Source organism: Bacillus sp. RE35 (assembly GCF_052146655.1).
In the GTDB taxonomy this organism is placed as follows: Bacteria; Bacillota; Bacilli; order Bacillales; family Bacillaceae_G; genus Bacillus_A; species Bacillus_A cereus.
The window spans coordinates 1,854,882-1,876,549 of the sequence record NZ_CP197377.1; the positions used below are offsets into that span (position 1 = coordinate 1,854,882).

Consider the following 21,668-nt stretch of genomic DNA (forward strand, 5'->3'; position numbering starts at 1 on the left):
AAATTGTAAGGTTAATGAAAGGAAATTCAATATGAAGATAAATAGACTTACATTATACTTGGTAAAGAGAAAGAGAGGCGAATGGGTATGAGCTCTGAATTAGAACAAAATACGAGAAGTAATAAAAAGCGTTCTAAAAGAAAGTCAATAAAATGGTTCATATTAATTCCATTTTTCCTACTTATTTTTGGAGGAGTAGGATATGGTTCGTTTATATATAATAAAGCAAAAGCTGTTGTAAATGATGCGTATGCGAAAATTGAAAAGTCATCAAAGCGTGATAAAGAAGTTGAACCTTTAAAGGATAATATTTCAATATTAATCATGGGTGTAGATGGAAGTGAAATGAGAAAAAGCCAATATGGCGAAGCAGTTCGAACAGATGCACTTTTATTAGCAACAATTAATAAAGATGATAAGTCTGTTAAGCTAGTAAGTATTCCACGTGATTCACGTGTTTACATTCCAACTAGAAAAAAATTAGATAAAATTACTCATGCTCACGTATTTGGTGGCGTAGAAAGCACACGCGATACAGTGGAAAGATTTTTGAATGTCCCTGTTGATTATTATGTGAAGTTTAACTTTGAATCATTCGTACAAATTGTCGATTCAATTGGTGGTATTGATATTGATGTACCAGTTACTTTCACTGAACAAGATAGTAAAGACCAAGCTGGTATGATTCATTTAGAAAAAGGTTACCAACATTTAAATGGAGAACAAGCACTTGCACTTGCAAGAACGCGTAAAATTGATAGTGACGCAATGCGTGGACAGAGACAGCAACTTGTAATAGAAGCAATTGCCAAAAAAGCGATGTCTGTTCAATCAATTAGCAAAATGGGCTCTTTACTAGATGCGGTTGATAAAAATATGAAAACGAACTTAACATTTGACGATATGCTTGCCATTACAAAAAATATGGCAGGATCTAGTTTGGAAATGGAAAAATTGCAAATAGAAGGTACAGATAAACGTATCGGTGGTATTTATTATTACATTCCAAATGAAAAAAATGTAAAAGATATTTCAAAAAAATTAAATGATCATTTAGGTGTAACGCCAAAATCAGTCCGAAACGAATAATAAAAAAAGATTGGCTTTTGCCAATCTTTTTTTTTGGAATGTATTTGTAACTTTTCTGTAACGATTTTTTAGTTTAGAAAAATTATACTCATATGTATGAGTATAATGGATAGGTAAAAAAGTAAAAGGACATATTCAAAATTTGTGGTAAGGAAAGATATCATATGCAGAAATGGTTAAGCATGATGGGAATTATCTTTATATTGACTGGATGTAAAATGTCTGAAGCTCCAACAAGTCTAATGGAAGCTCCTACAAATGAAAAATGGATTAATGAATTAAAGGAACAAATTGATAAAGATTTACCTGTTAATTATCGCTTACTTACTCCAATGTCTAACAAAGATAAACAGATGATTTGGTCAATGAATTTTAAACAAGATAATAAGAAAGAAGCCATCTTATTTTATAAATTGCCGAATGAAGATCATAGCGTATATTTAGCCGTATATGAAGAAATCGGAAATGGCTGGAGAATAAAGTCCACACATAAATTTGATGGTGGAGATGTAGATATCGTTGAAGTCGGTGATTTTACAGGGAACGGGAAGAGAGAGTTGTTAATCGGAATCTCTGTAAATCGTGAATCGTTAGAACATGTTATGTATGTTTTTTCGGAAGAAAATGAAGAGATGAAGGAAATATATAATCGAAGTTATACGAAGTTATTCATAGAGGATCTAAATGAAAATGGACTGAAAGATATAAGCCTTGTTACATTTGAAAAAGATGAGAAGCTGACAGTTGAGTTCATGGAACAATTTAAGACTTTATCTGAAGTGTCATACGATCCATTTATAAATAGTATTCAAAGAATACAAATGGGTCGTATATCTAAATCACTAAAGGCGGTAGTAATTGATGCAGGAGTTGGCGCTCATTCAGGTATAACTTATGTAGCAAAATTTGATCAGGATCATTATGAAGTATTACCTATAGGTGGGAAAGAAGATTTATTTAATGAATATGTTGTAGAAAGTAAAGATGTTAATGAAGACGGCATTATTGAATTTGTTCGTACTGTACGTCCAAAAGGTTGGGAGGATAAATCACATGGTGATAGTCCGCTTTTTGAACGTTACATACAGTGGAGTGAATCTGGAATTAAACCAATTGAAGAACGATATATAGATATAGAAAAAGGGTATTATGTGAAAATTCCTAAAGAGTTAATAGGGAAAATTACAATACCAGATCAGCAAAAAGAATCAAATTCTCAAAAGTTTTTGGATACAAGAACAAATAAAATATGGCTTGAAGTTCATATTTTTAAGCGGAAAGAATGGTTCAATATAAAAGGCTACAGCGCAGCAATTAAAACGGCTTCTCACGTATATGCAGTACCGAAGCAATCGGAATTTGAAAAAGTGAAAGCATATATAACACCGCTAGCGGATTATCAACAAGAGTAGGAGGTGGGAATTATGTCAAAAATTTTAGTTTTAGAAGATGAATTAACGATCCGTAGCTTTATTGTTTTAAATTTAAAACGTGCTGGATTTTATGTAATAGAAGCTACTACTGGAGAAGAAGGGTTACAGATTTTGAGTGAACAAACTGTTGATATAGCACTGCTGGATGTAATGTTACCGGGGATTGATGGTTTAGAAGTTTGTAAGGCTATCAGGAAAGAAAATAAAAAAATGGGTATTATTATGTTAACCGCACGTGTACAAGATGAAGATAAGGTGCAAGGACTAGGAATAGGTGCAGATGATTATATTGCAAAACCGTTTAGTCCAGTAGTATTAACTGCACGTATACAGTCTTTATTAAGAAGAATAGAAGTACATGAAGAAAAAACGAATATTGTTACGTCAGGTCCATTTTCGTTAAATATTATAGAAGAAAGATTGTATAAAGATGGACAATTAGTCGATTTAACACCTACAGAGTATATGATATTACAGTATTTAATGAATCAGGCTTCAAAGCCAGTTTCGCGTGATGAAATTTTAAATATGATTTGGGGAACCAATTACGTAGGTGAGACGAAAGTAGTAGATGTAAATATGAGACGGTTACGTCAAAAGATAGAATGTAATCCATCAGAACCTGAATTTATTCTTACGGTGTGGGGAAAAGGATATGTGTGGAAGGAAAGTATGAGATGAAACGGAAAGTGACTTTATATTTTATGACGGTCATTACACTTATGCTTGTATTATTTGAAGTTGTATTTTCAGTCTCAATTTATCGATACTATTATAATGGTATTGTGCAATATATAGAGTCTCATGCGAAAACGAGTACACGTTTTTTTTCAGAATACAATTCACTATACTTTATTCGATTACAAGAATATAGTGGTGACATAATTAGTAGCTTTCAATTAGAAGGAACAGAATTACAGTTAATTGATCGTCACGGCTCGGTTATACAATCTTCAAGTGGTGAAAAGGTAAAAGGTAAAGTGAATATTCCACAATCATTATTAGAAGGTGAAATGTATAATCAAGTTACTACGAAAGGTAATAAAAAACAACTAGAGGTGCTAAGCCCACTTATACATCAAGGACAAACTATTGGTGTTTTAAAATATACGACTGTTTTAACAAATGTAAATAAAAAGATTATTGAAATTATTACGTTTACTATTTCTGTAGGTATTGTTATTTCGGGAGTCGCCTTCTTAATTAGTAGACGTTTGGCAAATTCATTTGTTGAGCCAATTGAATCCATTATTCAAGCCTCTTCACAAATTGCAGAAGGCACATTAAAGCAAAAAATTAAAGAAGATTATCCTGGAGAATTAGGTGAATTGGCACATAGTTTAAATTATATGGCCTATAAAATAGATAAGGCTGAGCAGATGAAAAATGAATTCATTGCTTCTATTTCGCACGAAATACGAACGCCTTTAACAGGAATTAAAGGTTGGAGTGAGACGTTAAAAACAGTAGATCATTTAACAGAAGAAGAAATAAAGCAAGGTATGGGCATTATTTCAGGTGAGACAGATAGATTGATTCATTTAGTAGAAGAATTGCTAGATTTTTCAAGATTACAATCAAATCATTTTAATTTATATAAACAAAAGGTGCAGTTGTACGATATACTAGAGGAGACGATTTGGCAATTAACTCCTAAATCGGAAGAGAAGGAAATTCAATTTATTACTACTATAGACCGAATTGAATTGATGGGAGATCGAAATAGGTTAAAGCAAGTTTTCTTGAATATTGTTCAAAATGCAATTAAGTATTCACATAAAAAAAGTACAATACACATTGAAGCGACTAAAATAGAAGGACAAGCAGTGATTAAGGTAAGAGACGAAGGGATTGGAATTGCTAAAGAACATTTACCATATATTGAGCAATCATTTTACCAAATTAATAATCATGCTGCAGGTGCAGGTATTGGTTTAGCTATCGTTAAAAAAATGGTAGAGCTTCATGGCGGTGTGCTTAGTGTTACAAGCAAAGAAGGAATAGGAACAACAATTTTGATAAAACTCCCATTATAATACAAATAAAATCTATTTATATGGTGAAATAAAAATAAATAGATGTATAATTATATTGGGCGATTTATATATAAGATTAATAGGGAGAGGAATTCGATAGAATGGAAAAAGCTTTAAAAATTAAACAAATAGTAGTCGTTTTAATAGCGATTGCCGCAGTAGCTATTGGGTATTACATGTTTCAATCAATTACTTCACCAGCAAAAGCTGTTGCGAAACAAGAAAATGTAGTGCAGCTTGCAAGTGAACAGCCGAAAGTTGAAATGAATAAAACGGCACCAAGTCGTTTTAATGGAAAAGAAAGAAAAGTTGCTTATCTTACATTTGACGATGGGCCAGGGAAATATACGGCTGAATTATTAAATACGCTAAAACAACATGATGCGAAGGCGACGTTCTTTTTAATTGGAGCGAATGTAAAAGAATTTCCTGATTTAGTGAAACGTGAAAATGCTGAGGGTCATTATGTAGGCATGCATAGTATGACACATAATTTCGCAAAGTTATATAAAAATGGCGAGTATGTAAATGAGATGAAAGAAGATCAAGGTTTAATCGCTAATATTATTGGGAAATCACCTAAATTAACACGTCCTCCATATGGTTCGATGCCTGGATTGAATGAAGGTCTTCGAAATAAAGTGGTAGAAGGCGGATTTAAAGTATGGGATTGGACAATTGATTCATTAGATTGGAGATACAATAAAATGCCAGTTGATGCAGCTGCAGCACAAATTGCTCAAAACGTATTAACAAACGCAACAAAACCACAAGAAGTAATTTTAATGCATGATATTCACCCGCAATCAGTTGCTGCTGTGCCAGCAATTTTAAAGGGGCTAAAAGAAAAAGGTTATGAGTTTGAAGCTTATCATGAAGAGAGTCACTTCCCAGTGAACTTCTGGCATGATAACCGTATGTAATGGAGGAATGAACGTTGAAGTATGGAAAAGTAGCAGTAGTTGGAGCATTATCAGTAGGACTTTTAACAGGTTGTTTCGGTGAAAAGCCAGAAGAAAATCTATATACAGCTTTTGAAACAGCAGCAACACAAGAAAAATCTTTAGTGGATGAAGCAAAAAAATTAGAGCAGTTAGAGAAACAAGGGCAAGAATTATATGCTCAAATTTTGCAAGAAGGTAAAGATCATAATGAAGCAGTTGTGAAGAAAATAGAGCAAGCTACTGCAAATGTAGACGATCGTGAAAAAGTATTGAAAAGTGAGAAAGAAATGCTAGAAAAAGCACAGAAGGAAACGAAGTCTGTTCAAAGTAATATAGAGAAGATTGAAGATAAGAAGTTACAAAAACAAGCAAAAGCAGTAGAAGAGTCGTATAAGAATCGTTATGATGCATTCCAAAAGATGAATGAAAATTACACGAAAGTGTTAGCGACTGAAAAAGAACTGTATGAAAAATTAAAAGTAAAAGAAACGAAATTAAAAGAAATCGGTGAAAAAGTTAAAACTGTTAATGAATTAAATGTGGAAGCACAAAAGTCGAAAGAGCAGTTTAACAAATTTACAAAAGAGTATAATGACAGTAAATTAGCATTCTACAAAGATGCAGAAATTAAGATTAAAGATCAGAAATAAAGAAGAATCTAAAGTGTAATAAAAAGCCGGAGAAACATCGTTATAAATGTTTTTTCGGTTTTTTACGTTAAATGAATAGAAAAGACTGGAATTGATATCATAAAAGAGTTATAGTGAGTTATTCTAAGGGAAACATTGTAAAGTAAGGAGAATGGGAATATGTCATATGAATTTTTACTCAAATTAGGTTTAGCACTCTTTTTAGGATTATTCATCGGGATAGATAGGCAGCTAAAGAATAAACCACTTGGTGTGAAAACAAGTATGGTTATTTCTGTAGCAAGTTGTTTAATTACGATGGTTTCAATTGAATCTGTACATGTATATTCTGTTCCAGGACATACAAATATGGATCCGATGCGACTGGCCGCTCAAATTGTTAGTGGAATTGGTTTTCTTGGCGCGGGTGTCATTTTACGAAGAAGTAATGACGTTATTTCTGGATTAACAACAGCTTCTATGGTGTGGGCTGCTTCAGCTTTAGGGATCGCAATTGGTGCGGGATTTTATTTACAAGCGACAGTTGCGATGGTTTTAATTATTTTAGCGATTAATGTACTTCCGCAACTTGTGAAAATTGCAGGACCGTATTCATTAAGACAAAAGGATTTATCTATAAAAATTACTGTTAAAGAGCATCATGAGTTAGATGGTATATTTAAGCAAATTAAAAATTTAGGCATGCATGTGAAACGCGTGAAAATTAAAGATATAGATAGTGGAGCATTTCAGCAACTAGAGATGGTTATTTTAGCTCCAGAAGATTTATATACAACAGAGTTATATAGTTCCCTGAAAGAGATAGATCGAGTAGTTTCAGTTGAAGTGGAAAGTAGATAATTGTGATAAAAAAGAGTGAAGTGAATTCACTCTTTTTTATTTGGATTCTTAAGGAATGAAATTGATATAATGATGAGTAACAAGGAGGGAGAAATGATGGGAATACATATTAGAAGAGCAATAAAGGATGATATACAAGGTATAGCAAAGGTGCATGTTGATAGTTGGAAAACAACGTATAAAGGGATATTTGCTGACGAAATTCTAGATAATATAGCATATGAGAAACGAGAAAAACAATGGGAAGATATTTTTCAAAAAGAGGGTAATCATCAATTTAGATTTGTAGCAGAGAATTTAAATGGAGAAATAGTTGGATTCATCGATGGGGGAGTAGAAAGAACTGGTACATATAATTGTGATGGAGAATTATATGCAATCTACCTTTTACAAGAGTATCAAGGAATGAAAATAGGACAAAAGTTATTTCAAGCTTTATTATCGGATTGTATAAATAATGATATGCAATCACTTTTAGTTTGGGTTGTTACGAATAATCCTTCTAAAAAGTTTTATGAAAAATTCAACCCTGAAAAAATTGATACGAAATTTTTAGAGAGAGTAAGGGTAGAAGAAACAGCGTATTGTTGGAGAGATTTGAATTTGTTACAAAAACAAACAGCTATATAGATTGATGCATATAATAATATTATGTAAACATATCGTATAGAAAGGTATACCTCATTTGGTGTACCTTTTTATTAATCCATCAAAAGGTGGATTAATAAAAAATAGTAGGTAATTAGTTTGAAAGCAAGAATTTTTCTAGTGGACTTTTAACTAGATTAAAGAAAAGAAAGAAAAAAAGAAAAATTTAATTTGATAAAAAAATTCTGAAATATACTATTGAATTGAATATCATTATCAATTAGAATCATAGTTGATAACGATATTCAATTATCAATTGTAATATGAAATTCTCATAGCGTTAATATAAAGAGGAGGACCAACATGCAGCATGCGAAACAAATCGCAGAACATGCAACATTACAAAGCTTTTTAAACTGTTATTTAAGAGAAACAGGGAGTGGAGAATGGATTACAGAGGATGAAAGAATGAAGAGTATCTTCAGTAATACGTTGAATAGAGATACAGTCCCCACATATTTATGTTGTCGGCTATCGGCACAGAACGTTACTTTGTATGGAGAAGTTATATATAAATCATCAACAGATCGCCATTTGTTTGGAGAACAATTTTATTATCAAATTGGAGATAGTCATTCTGTTATTACAGCAGATTATGTTACAGTTATTACATTTTTAATAAAAGAGATGTCTATCAACTACGGAGAAGGAACGAATCCTGCGGAACTTATGCTTCGAGTCATCCGTAGTTGTCAAAATATTGAGGAATTTACAAAAGAGAGAATAGAAGATACATCCGCATTATACGGTTTTCATACAACTTTTATAGAAGCGGAGCAGTCTTTATTATTTGGGCATTTAACTCATCCTACACCAAAGAGTAGACAGGGGATATTGGATTGGAAAAGTGCAATGTATTCTCCAGAATTAAAAGGAGAATGTCAGCTTCATTATTTTCGGGCACATAAAAGTATAGTAAATGAAAAATCATTATTATCAGATTCTACAACAATGATTATAAAAGAAGAATTAAGTAATGATGAGATGGTTAGTAAGGAATTTATAGCGAAGTACTGTAAGGAAGATCAATATGCATTAATTCCAATTCATCCGCTTCAGGCAGAATGGCTCTTGCATCAAGCTTACGTACAAGATTGGATAGTTCAAGAATTGCTTGAGTATATTGGTCCTGTAGGTAAGTATTATATGGCAACATCATCACTAAGGACGCTATATCATCCCAATTCGAAGTATATGCTTAAGTTTTCATTTCCGGTGAAAGTAACGAATTCAATGCGTATTAATAAACTGAAAGAACTTGAGAGTGGTCTTGAAGGGAAGGAAATGTTAAATACGGCTATTGGTGAAGTACGAGAAAGATTTCCAGGATTTGATTTTATTTGTGATCCAGCCTTTATTACATTAAATTATGGAACACAAGAATCTGGATTTGAAGTGATTATTCGTGAGAATCCTTTTTATAGTGAACATGCAAACGACGCAACATTAATTGCTGGGCTAGTTCAAGACGCTATACCTGGGGAGCGTACGCGGTTATCGAATATTATTCATCGCCTAGCAGATTTAGAAAGTAAAAGCTGTGAAGAAGTAAGCTTAGAGTGGTTTAGACGATATATGAATATTTCTTTAAAGCCAATGGTATGGATGTATTTACAGTATGGTGTTGCATTAGAAGCTCATCAGCAAAATAGCGTTGTTCAGCTAAAAGATGGTTATCCGATCAAATATTATTTCCGTGATAATCAAGGATTTTATTTCTGTAACTCAATGAAAGAGATGCTTAATAATGAATTAGCTGGTATTGGAGAACGTACTGGAAATTTATATGACGACTATATTGTGGATGAGAGATTTCGTTACTACTTAATTTTCAATCATATGTTTGGCATCATTAATGGTTTTGGCACAGCAGGATTAATTAAGGAGGAAATTCTTCTCTCGGAATTAAGGTCTGTACTTGAATCATTTCTTCCATATAACCGGGAACCTTCTACATTTTTAAGAGAATTATTGGACGAAGATAAGTTAGCGTGTAAAGCAAATTTACTAACGAGATTTTTCGATGTCGATGAGTTAAGTAATCCATTGGAGCAAGCTATTTATGTGCAAGTACATAATCCACTCGTTAGAGAAGTGGCTGTTCGTTCATAAATAACGTTAAAATTTCACGTAATACAAATAATGGTATTTTGTCATAAGGTGGAGGGTTTTATGAGAGTGGACATGTATCATACGAAAGTATTGAAGGCGCTCGAATCAGAAGATTACATTTCAGTACGAAGAAGAGTGCTACGTCAATTAGTAGAATCGTTAATTTATGAGGGGATTATTACACCGGTTCGCATAGAAAAAGAAGAACAACTTCTTTTTCTAATACAAGGACTTGATGAAGAAGACAAAAGTGTCACGTACAAATGCTATGGCAGGGAACGGATGACATTTGGACGTATTTCGTTAGACTCATTAATAGTAAGAGTTCAAGATGAACAGCAAGAAATACAGTCTGTCTCGCAATTTCTAGAAGAAGTTTTTCGGGTTACTAGTGTAGAACAAGCTAAATTAGATTCTTTTATGCAAGAATTAGAACAAACAATATTTAAAGACACGATTGCACAATATGAAAGAAATAATAAGAGAGAATATACTCAAAAATCTTACGATGAGTTTGAAAGCCAATTAATAGATGGCCATCCATACCATCCTAGTTATAAAGCACGTGTTGGATTTCAATATCGTGACAATTTTCAATATGGTTATGAATTTATGCAGCCAATAAAACTCATATGGATTGCAGCACATAAGAATTATGCGACTGTAGGTTATGAGAATGAAGTGATGTATAACAACCTTTTAAAAGAGGAGATTGGCGATCGTAAATTAGAAGAGTTTATGGAACGAATTCGTAATAAGGGATGTAATCCAAAACAGTACGTGTTTATACCTGTTCACCCATGGCAGTGGGAGAATTTCATCATTTCAAATTATGCGGATCATATACAGGGTAAATTTATTATTTATTTAGGAACATCAGAGGACGATTATTGCGCGCAACAGTCAATGAGAACGTTAAGAAATATTACGAGTCCAAAGAAACCGTACGTTAAATTATCGATGAATTTACTCAACACTTCAACACTTCGTACGCTGAAACCATACTCTGTTGTGAGTGCACCAGTAATATCAAATTGGTTAAATGATGTTGTAAATAATGACGCCTATTTAATGGATGAAGCACGTTTAATCTTGTTAAGTGAGTTTTCAAGTGTAACGTATGACACGAATAAGAAAGCTATATATGGTTCATTAGGATGTATTTGGCGCGAAAGCGTTCATAAGTATTTAGATGCACAAGAGGATGCAATTCCTTTTAATGGTTTATACGCTAAAGAGAAAGATGGTACACCAATTATTGATGTGTGGTTGAATAAATATGGAATGAAGGATTGGCTACAATTACTTATTCAAAAAGCGATAATACCAGTTATACATCTTGTTGTAGAGCATGGCATCGCACTGGAATCACATGGACAAAATATGATTCTAGTCCATAAAGAAGGGGTGCCTGTTCGTATTGCGTTAAAGGATTTTCATGAAGGGCTTGAGTTTTATCGTCCATATTTGAAAGAAGTTGACAAATGTCCCGACTTTACTAAAATGCATAAAACATATGCGAATGGAAAAATGAATGATTTCTTTGAAATGGATGGCATTGAATGTTTGCAAGAGATGGTGTTAGATGCACTATTCCTGTTTAATTTAGGAGAATTAGCATTCGTACTTGCGGATGAATATGGATTGAAAGAAGAACATTTTTGGATGATGGTTGTTGAAGAAATTGAAGATCATTTAAGAATATATCCACATTTGAAAGGTAGATTTGAAAATATTCAATTATATGCACCTACATTCTATGCTGAACAATTAACGAAACGTCGATTATATATGGATGTGGAATCGCTTGTTCATGAAGTTCCAAATCCATTGTATAGAGTAAGAAAACTTATGAAACAAAAATCAATTGTTACAGGGGGAAATTATGCTAATCGTTAATAAACAAGAGTATAGCAAAAGTAATTTTAATTTGAGATTACAAGTTTATGAGGAAATGGAACAATTTCAAGAAGCAGAAGGAAATAGATTTGCACTTTGTCTGAAAGATCCATTCGATATTATTACGCTTGTGTTTTTCTTAAAAGAAAAGAAATCATCAGTATTACTTATACATGAAGATACGCCAAAAGAAACGGCTATTGAAATGGCAAAGCGTGCAAATTGTGTAGGAGTTTTATATGGAGAATATGGCGATTTTACAAAATTAGAAGTAGGGAACTTTTTACTAGAAGAGCCTTCTTTATTGCAATATAGTTCGGGAACTACGGGAGAACCGAAACTGATTCGTAGAGCATGGACGGAAGTTGATACAGAAATTACTGCCTATAATGAAGCTTTAAACTGTGAAGTAGATGAAGTGCCAATCGTTATGGCTCCTGTTTCACATTCATACGGACTAATATGTGGTACGTTATCAGCAATTACGAGGGGGAGCAAACCTGTAATCATTACGAACAAAAATCCTAAATTCGCATTAAATATAGTTCGCAATACAGAAAAACATATCATATATGCAGTACCACTTATGTTACACATTATGGGGAGTTTTCCATTAGGAACGTTCCAGTTTCATAAAATTATGACATCAGGATCGCCTTTGCCAGAAGCACTATTTTATAAACTAAAAGAAATGACAACATATATGATGCAGCAATACGGTTGTTCTGAAGCAGGTTGTATTAGTATATGTCATGATATGAAGAGCCATTTAGATTTAGGAAACCCTCTACCTCATGCGAGTATAAGCATAGGTTCAGATGAAAATGCACCGGAAGAAATCGTCGTGAAAATGAATGATAAGGAAATTTTCACGAAAGATTTAGGTTATAAATCTGAGCGTGGCATTCATTTTATGGGGCGTATGGACGATGTAATTAATGTTTCAGGATTAAAAGTCTTTCCTATAGAGGTAGAAGAAACGATGCTTCGATTGGAAGGTGTGCAAGAGGCAATTGTATATCGAGGGAAACATCCTGTGATGGGCGAAATAGTTAAAGCGAAAGTGATCTCTCATGTTGATCCAGTGAAAATAAGAGAATGGTGTATTCAGCACTTACCTTCTTATAAAGTTCCGTATGAAATTGAAAGTGTAAATGAAATTCCTAAAAATAAAACCGGAAAAGTAAGTAGAAAGTTACTAGAGATGGGAGAGGTTACAACATGAGACGGGAAGCGTTAAAGAATGCCGTGTTAAAAATTATGATAGAAAAAATGGAACTGAAAAATGTAACGCATTTAGAAGAAACGATGCGCTTAAATCAAGATTTATATATAGATTCGGTAATGATGTTACAGCTTATTGTATACATAGAAATGGATGTAAAGCTATGCGTTCCAGAGGATGAGGTAGATCCAAAGGCATTTCTTACTGTAGGATCTTTGCTTGATTTTATGGAGGAGTTAGAGCCGTTACAGGAAGTAAATGTGAATAACTAACCTTTAGGAAAGTGGATGAGAGTATGACTTCAATTAAAGTGCACTGTTTAGTGAGTTGTTTTTGTGAAATTATAAAAAGGCGTAGCGACATTGATTTTCGTCCATTTTATTTTGGACTATGGGATGGAGATTTTGATATAACAGAAGGCGGAATTATTTCATATCACTCTGAAAACATTAACCATGATCATTATTTACTTTGGTTTGAAAAATTGTACGGTATTAAAGTAAACGAATGGTATGATCATGCAAAAGATAAAGATAGCAATGTAGAAACGTTTTTAGAATTAGTAGAAAACAAGCCGGAAAATCGTTATGTCATTGTAATGGTTGATATGTCTCTATTACCAGAGAGGGAAAATAAATTTCATCAAAAACCGTTTCCACATTATTTAATGATATCAAAAACAGAGAAAGAAGAAGAGTGGTTCATGCTAGATCCTGATTTTCGTTGGGAAGGAAATATGGAAAGAGAAAAAGTACTTCACTCTATTCAAGATAACCCATTTGGTGGAGGTTATTTCATTGATATAGAAGGAATTGGGGAGCCAACGCAAGAAACAGTAGCTAGTTATTTCACAGAAACATTCAAAAAGAACGACAATGAACTGACTATGGAACTGAAAAATTTAATTGTAAAAATGGCAAATGAGGAAGAAGGATATGCGCTTTCTGGACTTGTAGCAGCAGTAAAACAAATACCAGTACTTGCAATTCGTAAATATAGTTATGAGCATGCCTTTGCATACTTCCGTGAAACGTTGCAATATTCGGAGCAAGAATTTGATTATTGGTGTGATCGGGTAGAGGATATTGTACAAGGATTTACAAATGTACAGTATCGTGCAATTAAAATGGCAATGACGAATAATAAAGGTATGCTAGTATCGATTATTGAAAAACTGGATGAAATGAATGCAATTGAACTGCAAATTAAGAAGGAATTAGAGAGACAGTTTCTATCATGGAAAGGTATGAAAACAAATCAATCTGTCGCAACTCTTTAATAAGCTAACTGAATTTAAGATAGGGGAGTTTAATGCTATGAAATATTCGCTATGTACCATTTCATTTCGTCATCAATTAATTTCATTTACTGATATTGTTCAATTTGCATATGAAAACGGTTTTGAAGGAATTGAATTATGGGGGACGCATGCACAAAATTTGTACATGCAAGAACGTGAAACGACAGAACGAGAATTGAATTTTCTAAAGGATAAAAACTTAGAAATTACGATGATAAGTGATTACTTAGATATATCATTATCAGCAGATTTTGAAAAAACGATAGAGAAAAGTGAACAACTTGTAGTACTAGCTAATTGGTTTAATACGAATAAAATTCGCACGTTTGCTGGGCAAAAAGGGAGCAAGGACTTCTCGGAACAAGAGAGAAAAGAGTATGTAAAGCGAATACGTAAGATTTGTGATGTATTTGCTCAGCACAATATGTATGTGCTGTTAGAAACACATCCCAATACACTAACGGACACATTGCCTTCTACTATAGAACTATTAGAAGAAGTAAACCATCCGAATTTAAAAATAAATCTTGATTTTCTTCATATATGGGAGTCTGGCGCAGATCCAATAGACAGTTTCCATCGATTAAAGCCGTGGACACTACATTACCATTTTAAGAATATATCTTCAGCGGATTATTTGCATGTGTTTGAACCTAATAATGTATATGCTGCAGCAGGAAGTCGTATTGGTATGGTTCCGTTATTTGAAGGTATTGTAAATTATGATGAGATTATTCAGGAAGTGAGAGGTACGGATCTTTTTGCTTCCTTAGAATGGTTTGGACATAATTCAAAAGAGATATTAAAAGAAGAAATGAAAGTATTAATAAATAGAAAATTAGAAGTAGTAAGTTCGTAATGTGAAATGATGTGAGAGTCTCGTTTTAGAGGCTCTTTTTTTATGGTAAAAAATAACCAAAAATTTCCATGTATTTTAATTTGAATTTAACACAATTTATATATAAATAAGGAGGTGATTGGTAATGGCTAGAAATCGTAATTCTAATCAATTAGCATCACATGGAGCACAAGCAGCTTTAGATCAAATGAAGTATGAAATTGCACAAGAGTTCGGTGTACAACTTGGAGCTGATACTTCTTCACGTGCAAACGGTTCTGTAGGCGGTGAAATCACAAAACGCCTAGTAGCGATGGCAGAACAACAGCTTGGTGGCGGATATACTCGCTAAATGTAGAAGGTTATAGGAGAAAGGAAGGATTCTTCCTTTCTTTTTTTTTTCAATTAATTGGTATGAATATATTGCGAACAGAATTCAAAGAATAAAAGTAATACTATATTTTACCCAATTTCTTTTGTTGTGAATGGGAAGTATTAAAGATGTAATAGCCCTGGTGGAATGAAAATTATGTTCCAGCAGGGCTATTATATGGTAAGAAATATATGATGAAAGGTTCCGAAATCAACATGTTAAAAAAAGAAAACTGTTGTTTAATTGCGCTTGCATCAGTTCCACTTGTCATGACATTAGGGAATTCAATGCTCATTCCAATCTTGCCGACAATTGAAAAGAAATTACATATTTCATCGTTTCAAGTATCCATGATTATTACAATTTACTCTATCGTAGCCATTTTACTTATACCGATTGCTGGTTATTTATCAGATAGATGGGGACGAAAGATGGTAATGGTTCCGAGTTTGCTGATTGCGGCTATAGGAGGAGCTATAACTGGTTGGGTATCTTGGAAAGTTGATAATCCCTACACTTGGATATTAATCGGTAGAGCGATTCAAGGTATTGGTGCTGCTGGGGCAATGCCGGTTGTTATACCGTGTGTTGGTGATTTATACAAAGACGAAAAACAAGTTAGTACAGGCCTGGGAATTATTGAGACATCCAATACATTTGGAAAAGTGCTGAGCCCTATTTTAGGATCTGCTCTTGCTGCCATTGTATGGTTCTTACCATTTTGGGCGATTCCAGTTTTATGTGTCATATCAATTGTTTTGTTGCTTGTTCTAGTAAAGGCAAAGAAACAAGAAGGAGAAGTACCACCACTTAAAGAGTTTATAAAATCTATTCTGTCTACGTTTCGAGAAAAAGGAAGATGGTTAATTGCCATTTTTGCATTAGGTGCAATTATTATGCTTATTTTATTCGGAATTCTCTTTTATTTGTCGACTATACTGGAATCAAAGTATGACATTCATGGTATATGGAAAGGGTGTGTGCTTGCTATCCCGTTACTTGTACTGTCACTTAGTTCATATATGGCCGGTAAAAAAATTGGAGATAATCAAAATGTTATGAAGAAGTGTATTTATATTGGTTTTTTAATGGCAGCTGCATCAGTCATCATTCCTTTATTTATAAAAGGGATTTATTTACTACTTCTTTGTCTCGTTATTATGGGGATAGGGATTGGTATGGCACTCCCATGTTTAGATGCCCTCATTACACAAGGAATTGAAAAGGAGCAAAGGGGAACGGTTACGTCATTTTATAGTTCAATGCGATTTATCGGTGTAGCAGCTGGACCACCTTTATATTCTTTTTTCATGAAAGGGGCGGACCATGAAGTGTTTTATTTGACAAGTATTTTCGCTGCCATTGGTGCTATCATAGCAATCATTTGGATTAAACCAGCAAAGGATGCAAAGACGGTAAAACAGAAACCAGAGCCTACTTCATAATTTGTAAGAGAATTGCATGATGTTTTGAGTAACATGCAATTCTCTTTCGTTCATTAAGAATAAATAACTTGTTTTAACATATAAAGCGCGACACCCCATATGATGAGACCAGAAAATTTATTTAATAATAAAATTGTCTTTCCGGTTGAGTCTAGTCTTTTTAGAAATTTCCCCGCTAACGCTAAGCTTATAAACCAAATCCAAGAAACGATAATAGTTGCAAGTGTGAAAGCCCATTTTTCACTTCCTATGTATTGAATAGAATTTGTTCCAATTACACCGATTGTGTCTAAAATAGCATGTGGATTTAATAACGAAACGGATGCTGCGAAAAGGATTTGCTTTTTTAAGGGCATACTTTTTTCTTGTTTTACATCGTTGGAAGGGTTACTTCTCCAAATAACAAAGCCCATGTATAGGAGAAAGAAAAATCCAATTATATATAACGAGTTAGTTAGCCAAGAAAAAGTAAGGAGTACAAGGGAGACACCTTGCACTGCAATCAATATGAGTAACGTATCACATATAGAGGCAGTTAATACTACAGGGGCTGCCCTCCAAATGTTTGGTTGGCTCGCACCTTGGTTAAAGACAAAAACATTTTGTACACCTAATGGAATGATAAGTCCAAATGCAAGAATGATACCATGAATAATTGCTTCACTCATCATATTACCTCCTATTTTAATTCATTATGATAGTGTATATTGTATAGAAGAAATGAAAATTTGTATCCATCCATATGGTTGGGGAGGTTACCAACCAAAAAGAATATAAGGTGATATAATGGAAAGATTCGTTTGGAAACCGAATATGTCTCTAGCGACTCCTCTGTATAAACAAATAGAAACGTATATAAAAGAAAGGATCGTTAATGGAGAATGGACCGTTGGAACGAAATTACCTTCACAAAGAGATTTGGCACATACATTTGGTGTGAATCGAAGCACAATTGTAATGGCTTTCGGTGAACTAGTTGCAAAGGGATACATAGAAGGGAATGGCAGGAAAGGAACAATTGTTGTAAATAATAATGAGAATGCTTCAACTTACGCACCCCCGCCTAATTGGCAGTCTTATGTAGAAACAGGACTTCATTATCCGAATCTCCCAGCTATTCAGGAGATTAATCAAGCTGAATTTTATCCACATGTAATTCGATTAGGAACAGGTGAGCTCGCGCCGAGTCTCTTACCTGAGAAAAAGATGAAAGAAATTATGAATAAGCTTTTAAAGTCAAATGTGACGCTTGGGTATGAAGAGCCGAAAGGAAATTTTTATTTAAGGGAAAAGATTTCCGAATACTTAAAGGGGCATGGTATATGTGTATCTCCTGACTCTATATTAATTGTTTCAGGAGCAATTCAAGCGCTGCAACTTATCTCTATGGGGCTTCTTCCAAAAGGGGCATCCATCTTATTAGAGAAACCATCCTATTTATACTCGCTTAATGTTTTTCAATCCGCAGGAATGCGTTTCATTGGAATACCAATGGATGAGAACGGTTTAAATACATCATATATTACAAAATATAAGAAGCAATTTAATGCATCTATTTTATATACAATCCCGTCTTTTCATAATCCAACGAACTTTAGTATGAATGCGAAGAAACGAATAGAAGTGATGGAAATATGTAATGAAATTGGATTACCTATTATAGAGGACGCAGTGTATCAAGACTTATGGTTTGATGCACCTTGTTCGAAACCTTTAAAAGCCTATGATAAAAATGGAATCGTACTACATATTGGAAGCATGTCCAAAGTAATTAGTCCAGGGTTAAGAATTGGATGGATTGTTGGACCTGAGCCAGTAATTCAAAGATTGTCAGACATAAAAATGCAAACAGATTATGGTTCAAGCACTATATCCCAGCAAATTGCAGCAGAGTGGTTTACAAATGGTCTATATGATGAGCATTTGCGCTTTGTAAGAAGTGAATTGAAAAAACGAAGAGATTTTATGTTACTAATGTTAGATAAATATCTTCGTGAAATAGCAACTTGGCATGAACCAACAGGGGGATTTTATATATGGGTACATATAAAAGTACCCATTTCATATCGCAGTTTATTTGATAAAACTCTGCAAGAAAAGGTTTTATTAAACCCAGGTACTTTATATGATAGAAGTGCAAATCAATTTTTGCGCCTATCGTATTCATACGCAACGTTAGAAGAAATTGAAATAGGTATAAAAAAACTTGCACAACTAATGAAAAAGTAAGAGGAGAAAGTAATGAAACAATATGTAATTTGCCAAATGATCAATGGAGAAAAATATTTAGCTGCTTATGCAGAGACGAAGCAAGAAGCGATTGAAAAAGCAGAACTGTTAGGATTAAGAACGGGAAATCGTTACATAGTTATTACTGCAGAGGAAGCCGAAGGGTTAACGTATCCTTAAACAATGTACGAGATTATATAATAATAAATAAGTCTAGTAATATAAGAAATTACTAGGCTTATTTATTATTAAGTTGTTAAACGTTCTCGTATTTATAAGCAAAGTAATAATATTATGAGTCAAGTTGACGAAAAAATCGATTTGTCTTTCGGTCTTGATTTCCTTTTCTATATTCATCGATATATTGCCTAAAGTTCCAAGCTTGTAAAAATTTATTAGCAGAGTTATAACCAGAATTGTAAAGCCATTCTTTTTCTTCCTTTGTCAGTTCAAAATTAGTACTTGTAATCGTTCCTGTTGGAATTGTAATCGTTCTTGCTTTTGATTCCTTATCTAAATGACGTAAATCATGAGCTTGCATCATTGTTTTAAATAGTCCTTTTAACATGGAAATAGGCTCGTTATAGTGAGCAGGATCAGCTTGAATCTCATCTTTTACAAAATGAAATCCGAAAGTCGGCCAGCGAGGAGCGGTAGGTGAATCGAAGATCCAAATTGGATAATTACTTAGAATTCCTCCATCAACCATATAACAAGGCTGTTTCCATTTTGGAGTTCTCCATTTTACCGGTTCAAAGAAGAAGGGGATTGTACTACTCATTCTTACCGCTTTAGCGATAGAGAAGCGATAATTTAAAAATCCGTAGTTTGGTAAGTCGTCAGGAAAGACAACCATTTTACCATTACTAATATCAGAGGCGATGATTTTGAGTTTGTTTAGATCCGGTAAATCAGTAAATAAATGAACACCTTTTTTTCGAAGTAATTCTTCAATCCATTCTTCTATAAATACATTAGAATATATACCTAGAGTAGTCCATGCACTGAGTCCCTTGCCGATAAAAGGAATTCTATCAATAAAAGTTCTTTTCGTAAATTTATTATAATCAATATCAGTTATAATCGTTTTTAACTCTGAACAAGAATATCCTGCCGCTAGGAGCGCTGCAATAATCGAACCAGCCGATGTACCAGCTACACGTTCCCATTCATAACCTTTTTCGGCTAACGCGCAAATTGCCCCGACATGCGCAATACCGCGCACACCGCCTCCTTCAAAAACACCATCAATCTTCATTAAACATACTTCCTTTCGAATGAAAGATTTAGAAATGGCAAAAAAGCACGTATTGTACGTGCTTTTTTACAATAGTTTTTTAGTTTACTAGCAGCCTACAAAGCCGCCCCAACAGCTAGCTCCGATGATGATTAGAAGGATAAATAAAACGATTAATAAAGCGAAACCTCCGTAACCACAACCGCCGCCACCGTATCCGTAACCACAGCAACTATATCCGTAACCCATGTGGAATTCCTCCTTATATTTAAAAATGAACGAGGGGAAAATGTACTGGAAGAACTAAAGAATTATCATGTTTGTAGGAACAATGTATAGTATGCTTTTTTAAACTTGTTCGCGTACGAAGGATAAGCCCGTTTTTGGGAGGCTTGTTGATTTTGTAAAGAATGAAGTATAATCTTTGTACTATGATATAAATAAGTATGTAAATGTAAGGAGAATTTATGAATAAAAAAATTGAAGTATTAATTGATAAATATGAACTAACACACTTGAAAGAAGAACTTATTAATACTGTATTTCCTTGTATAAAAGTTGTGCCAAAGCAGCAGGGAACTGTTGCGATAGGTAGTTCGAAAATGGGAGGAGTTCCTGATCTACCAGCTTTATTTGAATATCCAAAGCATAAAGGAAATCCACTACAATTTATCGCGCAATTTAACTTAAGTGATTTACAAAACGTTGGTATGGATCACAATCTTCCTAAGACGGGGATGCTGTATTTCTTTTGCATTGAAAATTATTTTGAAGAAAATGTGAATCTAACAGAAGCTGGGCGTGTACTTTATTATGATGTTCCTGTAGAGCAATTACGAAGAGAAAATGAAATACAAGCGAAATATAACCAGTGTGCAATTACTTTTGAACTGACATACAAATTACCAGAACTTTTCATTGAAGATGAGGCTGATTCAGATCGTTTCTTGCAATTACTTGAAGAGCTAATTCCAGATAACTACGATAACCATCAAATGTTTGGTGAGCCATTCTCTGTACAAGAAGAAGTGTTATATGAGACAGGAGAATATATGGGAGTAGACCCGCAGCAAATGACTCTTTTATTCCAAATTGATTCAGATCATAAAAATTGTAATATGGTTTGGGGAGAACTAGGGATGCTATATTTCTGTATTAATAATGAAGATTTGAAAAATCAACGTTTTGAAAATACATGCTGTGTATTACAAACATGCTAATGAAAAAAGGTTGTTCTTTTAAAAAGAACAACCTTTTTATGTGAATTAGTTAATATGCATAATCTCATATGACCTATACGAAAAAGTATTGTATACTCTGAAACTATACGATACTTTTTCGTATAGTTATAGAATATAAGGAGTGACAAG

22 protein-coding genes are annotated in these 21,668 nt (G+C 33.6%); 19 read left to right on the forward strand and 3 right to left on the reverse strand.

From position 1 onward, the window contains the following. Positions 1-87: 87 nt before the first annotated feature. From ACTL4X_RS09660 to ACTL4X_RS09735, 16 genes are all read left to right on the forward strand, one after another. Positions 88-1,089 (forward strand): LCP family protein, encoded by a 1,002-nt coding sequence (locus ACTL4X_RS09660; RefSeq protein WP_048656281.1) that lies wholly within the window; start codon positions 88-90, stop codon positions 1,087-1,089. 164 nt (positions 1,090-1,253) lie between these two features. Next, positions 1,254-2,501, forward strand: a complete 1,248-nt coding sequence (locus ACTL4X_RS09665) for a hypothetical protein (RefSeq protein WP_001174868.1) — start codon at positions 1,254-1,256, stop codon at positions 2,499-2,501. Between the two features lie 12 nt (positions 2,502-2,513). Further along, on the forward strand, positions 2,514-3,203 hold the full coding sequence (locus ACTL4X_RS09670) for a response regulator transcription factor (RefSeq protein WP_000036075.1): 690 nt from the start codon (positions 2,514-2,516) through the stop codon (positions 3,201-3,203). Next, complete coding sequence (locus ACTL4X_RS09675; RefSeq protein ID WP_000824536.1) at positions 3,200-4,558, forward strand: sensor histidine kinase; 1,359 nt, start codon at positions 3,200-3,202, stop codon at positions 4,556-4,558. Before ACTL4X_RS09670 ends, ACTL4X_RS09675 begins: the two co-directional genes overlap by 4 nt. Before the next feature lie 101 nt (positions 4,559-4,659). After that, positions 4,660-5,481 carry a peptidoglycan-N-acetylglucosamine deacetylase gene (locus ACTL4X_RS09680; RefSeq protein WP_000409484.1) on the forward strand — a complete coding sequence of 274 codons (822 nt, stop codon included), beginning with the start codon at positions 4,660-4,662 and terminating at the stop codon, positions 5,479-5,481. Between the two features lie 14 nt (positions 5,482-5,495). Then, positions 5,496-6,152: a YkyA family protein gene (locus ACTL4X_RS09685; RefSeq protein WP_000873565.1), complete on the forward strand. Its 657-nt coding sequence runs from the start codon at positions 5,496-5,498 to the stop codon at positions 6,150-6,152. A gap of 159 nt (positions 6,153-6,311) precedes the next feature. Continuing rightward, on the forward strand, positions 6,312-6,992 hold the full coding sequence (locus ACTL4X_RS09690; RefSeq protein ID WP_000119510.1) for an MgtC/SapB family protein: 681 nt from the start codon (positions 6,312-6,314) through the stop codon (positions 6,990-6,992). Between the two features lie 93 nt (positions 6,993-7,085). Next, positions 7,086-7,622 carry a GNAT family N-acetyltransferase gene (locus tag ACTL4X_RS09695; RefSeq protein ID WP_033666136.1) on the forward strand — a complete coding sequence of 179 codons (537 nt, stop codon included), beginning with the start codon at positions 7,086-7,088 and terminating at the stop codon, positions 7,620-7,622. A 321-nt stretch (positions 7,623-7,943) separates the two neighbouring features. Continuing rightward, positions 7,944-9,752 carry an IucA/IucC family protein gene (locus ACTL4X_RS09700; protein WP_001163344.1) on the forward strand — a complete coding sequence of 603 codons (1,809 nt, stop codon included), beginning with the start codon at positions 7,944-7,946 and terminating at the stop codon, positions 9,750-9,752. Between the two features lie 60 nt (positions 9,753-9,812). Next, on the forward strand, positions 9,813-11,651 hold the full coding sequence (locus ACTL4X_RS09705; RefSeq protein ID WP_001261830.1) for an IucA/IucC family protein: 1,839 nt from the start codon (positions 9,813-9,815) through the stop codon (positions 11,649-11,651). Beyond that, positions 11,638-12,876 carry an AMP-binding protein gene (locus ACTL4X_RS09710; protein ID WP_000909585.1) on the forward strand — a complete coding sequence of 413 codons (1,239 nt, stop codon included), beginning with the start codon at positions 11,638-11,640 and terminating at the stop codon, positions 12,874-12,876. The genes ACTL4X_RS09705 and ACTL4X_RS09710 overlap by 14 nt, the downstream gene beginning before the upstream one ends. Beyond that, the gene (asbD, locus tag ACTL4X_RS09715) at positions 12,873-13,148 is read left to right on the forward strand and encodes a petrobactin biosynthesis protein AsbD (RefSeq protein WP_001250560.1); all 276 of its coding nucleotides are present in this window, start codon (positions 12,873-12,875) and stop codon (positions 13,146-13,148) included. Before ACTL4X_RS09710 ends, asbD begins: the two co-directional genes overlap by 4 nt. 23 nt (positions 13,149-13,171) lie before the next feature. Next, complete coding sequence (locus tag ACTL4X_RS09720) at positions 13,172-14,155, forward strand: DUF6005 family protein (RefSeq protein ID WP_000200705.1); 984 nt, start codon at positions 13,172-13,174, stop codon at positions 14,153-14,155. A 37-nt stretch (positions 14,156-14,192) separates the two neighbouring features. Continuing rightward, positions 14,193-15,035, forward strand: a complete 843-nt coding sequence (locus tag ACTL4X_RS09725; protein ID WP_000877681.1) for a sugar phosphate isomerase/epimerase family protein — start codon at positions 14,193-14,195, stop codon at positions 15,033-15,035. Between the two features lie 124 nt (positions 15,036-15,159). Next, positions 15,160-15,366 carry an alpha/beta-type small acid-soluble spore protein gene (locus ACTL4X_RS09730; RefSeq protein ID WP_000113545.1) on the forward strand — a complete coding sequence of 69 codons (207 nt, stop codon included), beginning with the start codon at positions 15,160-15,162 and terminating at the stop codon, positions 15,364-15,366. 236 nt (positions 15,367-15,602) lie between these two features. Then, positions 15,603-16,832: an MFS transporter gene (locus tag ACTL4X_RS09735; RefSeq protein ID WP_002197672.1), complete on the forward strand. Its 1,230-nt coding sequence runs from the start codon at positions 15,603-15,605 to the stop codon at positions 16,830-16,832. Between the two features lie 53 nt (positions 16,833-16,885). Here the strand turns inward: ACTL4X_RS09735 and ACTL4X_RS09740 are convergent, their stop codons facing one another. Next, positions 16,886-17,500 (reverse strand): LysE/ArgO family amino acid transporter, encoded by a 615-nt coding sequence (locus tag ACTL4X_RS09740; RefSeq protein WP_001287303.1) that lies wholly within the window; start codon positions 17,498-17,500, stop codon positions 16,886-16,888. Positions 17,501-17,618: 118 nt separating this feature from the next. On the opposite strand from ACTL4X_RS09740, the gene ACTL4X_RS09745 reads away from it, so the two are divergent. Continuing rightward, complete coding sequence (locus ACTL4X_RS09745) at positions 17,619-19,061, forward strand: aminotransferase-like domain-containing protein (RefSeq protein WP_000439421.1); 1,443 nt, start codon at positions 17,619-17,621, stop codon at positions 19,059-19,061. 12 nt (positions 19,062-19,073) lie between these two features. Further along, entirely contained in the window at positions 19,074-19,241 is a 168-nt protein-coding gene (locus ACTL4X_RS09750) for a DUF3933 family protein (protein WP_000816389.1), read from the forward strand. Between the two features lie 112 nt (positions 19,242-19,353). Here the strand turns inward: ACTL4X_RS09750 and ACTL4X_RS09755 are convergent, their stop codons facing one another. Further along, the gene (locus tag ACTL4X_RS09755) at positions 19,354-20,319 is read right to left on the reverse strand and encodes a patatin-like phospholipase family protein (protein WP_000686808.1); all 966 of its coding nucleotides are present in this window, start codon (positions 20,317-20,319) and stop codon (positions 19,354-19,356) included. Between the two features lie 87 nt (positions 20,320-20,406). Beyond that, positions 20,407-20,547 (reverse strand): YjcZ family sporulation protein, encoded by a 141-nt coding sequence (locus ACTL4X_RS09760; RefSeq protein WP_000540419.1) that lies wholly within the window; start codon positions 20,545-20,547, stop codon positions 20,407-20,409. Between the two features lie 218 nt (positions 20,548-20,765). Here ACTL4X_RS09760 and ACTL4X_RS09765 point away from each other — a divergent pair, with 218 nt between their 5' ends. After that, the gene (locus tag ACTL4X_RS09765; protein ID WP_001034843.1) at positions 20,766-21,518 is read left to right on the forward strand and encodes a YwqG family protein; all 753 of its coding nucleotides are present in this window, start codon (positions 20,766-20,768) and stop codon (positions 21,516-21,518) included. Positions 21,519-21,668 lie beyond the last annotated feature (150 nt).

Excerpts from the sequence above, each read along its gene's own strand:
- ACTL4X_RS09700 (WP_001163344.1), top strand. The coding sequence starts at position 7,944 with ATGCAGCATGCGAAACAAATCGCAGAACATGCAACATTACAAAGCTTT.
- ACTL4X_RS09725 (WP_000877681.1), top strand. The coding sequence starts at position 14,193 with ATGAAATATTCGCTATGTACCATTTCATTTCGTCATCAATTAATTTCA.
- ACTL4X_RS09660 (WP_048656281.1), top strand. The coding sequence starts at position 88 with ATGAGCTCTGAATTAGAACAAAATACGAGAAGTAATAAAAAGCGTTCT.
- ACTL4X_RS09670 (WP_000036075.1), top strand. The coding sequence starts at position 2,514 with ATGTCAAAAATTTTAGTTTTAGAAGATGAATTAACGATCCGTAGCTTT.
- ACTL4X_RS09710 (WP_000909585.1), top strand. The coding sequence starts at position 11,638 with ATGCTAATCGTTAATAAACAAGAGTATAGCAAAAGTAATTTTAATTTG.
- ACTL4X_RS09755 (WP_000686808.1), bottom strand. The coding sequence starts at position 20,319 with ATGAAGATTGATGGTGTTTTTGAAGGAGGCGGTGTGCGCGGTATTGCG.
- asbD (WP_001250560.1), top strand. The coding sequence starts at position 12,873 with ATGAGACGGGAAGCGTTAAAGAATGCCGTGTTAAAAATTATGATAGAA.
- ACTL4X_RS09680 (WP_000409484.1), top strand. The coding sequence starts at position 4,660 with ATGGAAAAAGCTTTAAAAATTAAACAAATAGTAGTCGTTTTAATAGCG.
- ACTL4X_RS09745 (WP_000439421.1), top strand. The coding sequence starts at position 17,619 with ATGGAAAGATTCGTTTGGAAACCGAATATGTCTCTAGCGACTCCTCTG.
- ACTL4X_RS09750 (WP_000816389.1), top strand. The coding sequence starts at position 19,074 with ATGAAACAATATGTAATTTGCCAAATGATCAATGGAGAAAAATATTTA.
- ACTL4X_RS09705 (WP_001261830.1), top strand. The coding sequence starts at position 9,813 with ATGAGAGTGGACATGTATCATACGAAAGTATTGAAGGCGCTCGAATCA.
- ACTL4X_RS09765 (WP_001034843.1), top strand. The coding sequence starts at position 20,766 with ATGAATAAAAAAATTGAAGTATTAATTGATAAATATGAACTAACACAC.
- ACTL4X_RS09675 (WP_000824536.1), top strand. The coding sequence starts at position 3,200 with ATGAAACGGAAAGTGACTTTATATTTTATGACGGTCATTACACTTATG.
- ACTL4X_RS09735 (WP_002197672.1), top strand. The coding sequence starts at position 15,603 with ATGTTAAAAAAAGAAAACTGTTGTTTAATTGCGCTTGCATCAGTTCCA.
- ACTL4X_RS09760 (WP_000540419.1), bottom strand. The coding sequence starts at position 20,547 with ATGGGTTACGGATATAGTTGCTGTGGTTACGGATACGGTGGCGGCGGT.
- ACTL4X_RS09690 (WP_000119510.1), top strand. The coding sequence starts at position 6,312 with ATGTCATATGAATTTTTACTCAAATTAGGTTTAGCACTCTTTTTAGGA.
- ACTL4X_RS09720 (WP_000200705.1), top strand. The coding sequence starts at position 13,172 with ATGACTTCAATTAAAGTGCACTGTTTAGTGAGTTGTTTTTGTGAAATT.
- ACTL4X_RS09695 (WP_033666136.1), top strand. The coding sequence starts at position 7,086 with ATGATGGGAATACATATTAGAAGAGCAATAAAGGATGATATACAAGGT.
- ACTL4X_RS09740 (WP_001287303.1), bottom strand. The coding sequence starts at position 17,500 with ATGAGTGAAGCAATTATTCATGGTATCATTCTTGCATTTGGACTTATC.
- ACTL4X_RS09730 (WP_000113545.1), top strand. The coding sequence starts at position 15,160 with ATGGCTAGAAATCGTAATTCTAATCAATTAGCATCACATGGAGCACAA.
- ACTL4X_RS09665 (WP_001174868.1), top strand. The coding sequence starts at position 1,254 with ATGCAGAAATGGTTAAGCATGATGGGAATTATCTTTATATTGACTGGA.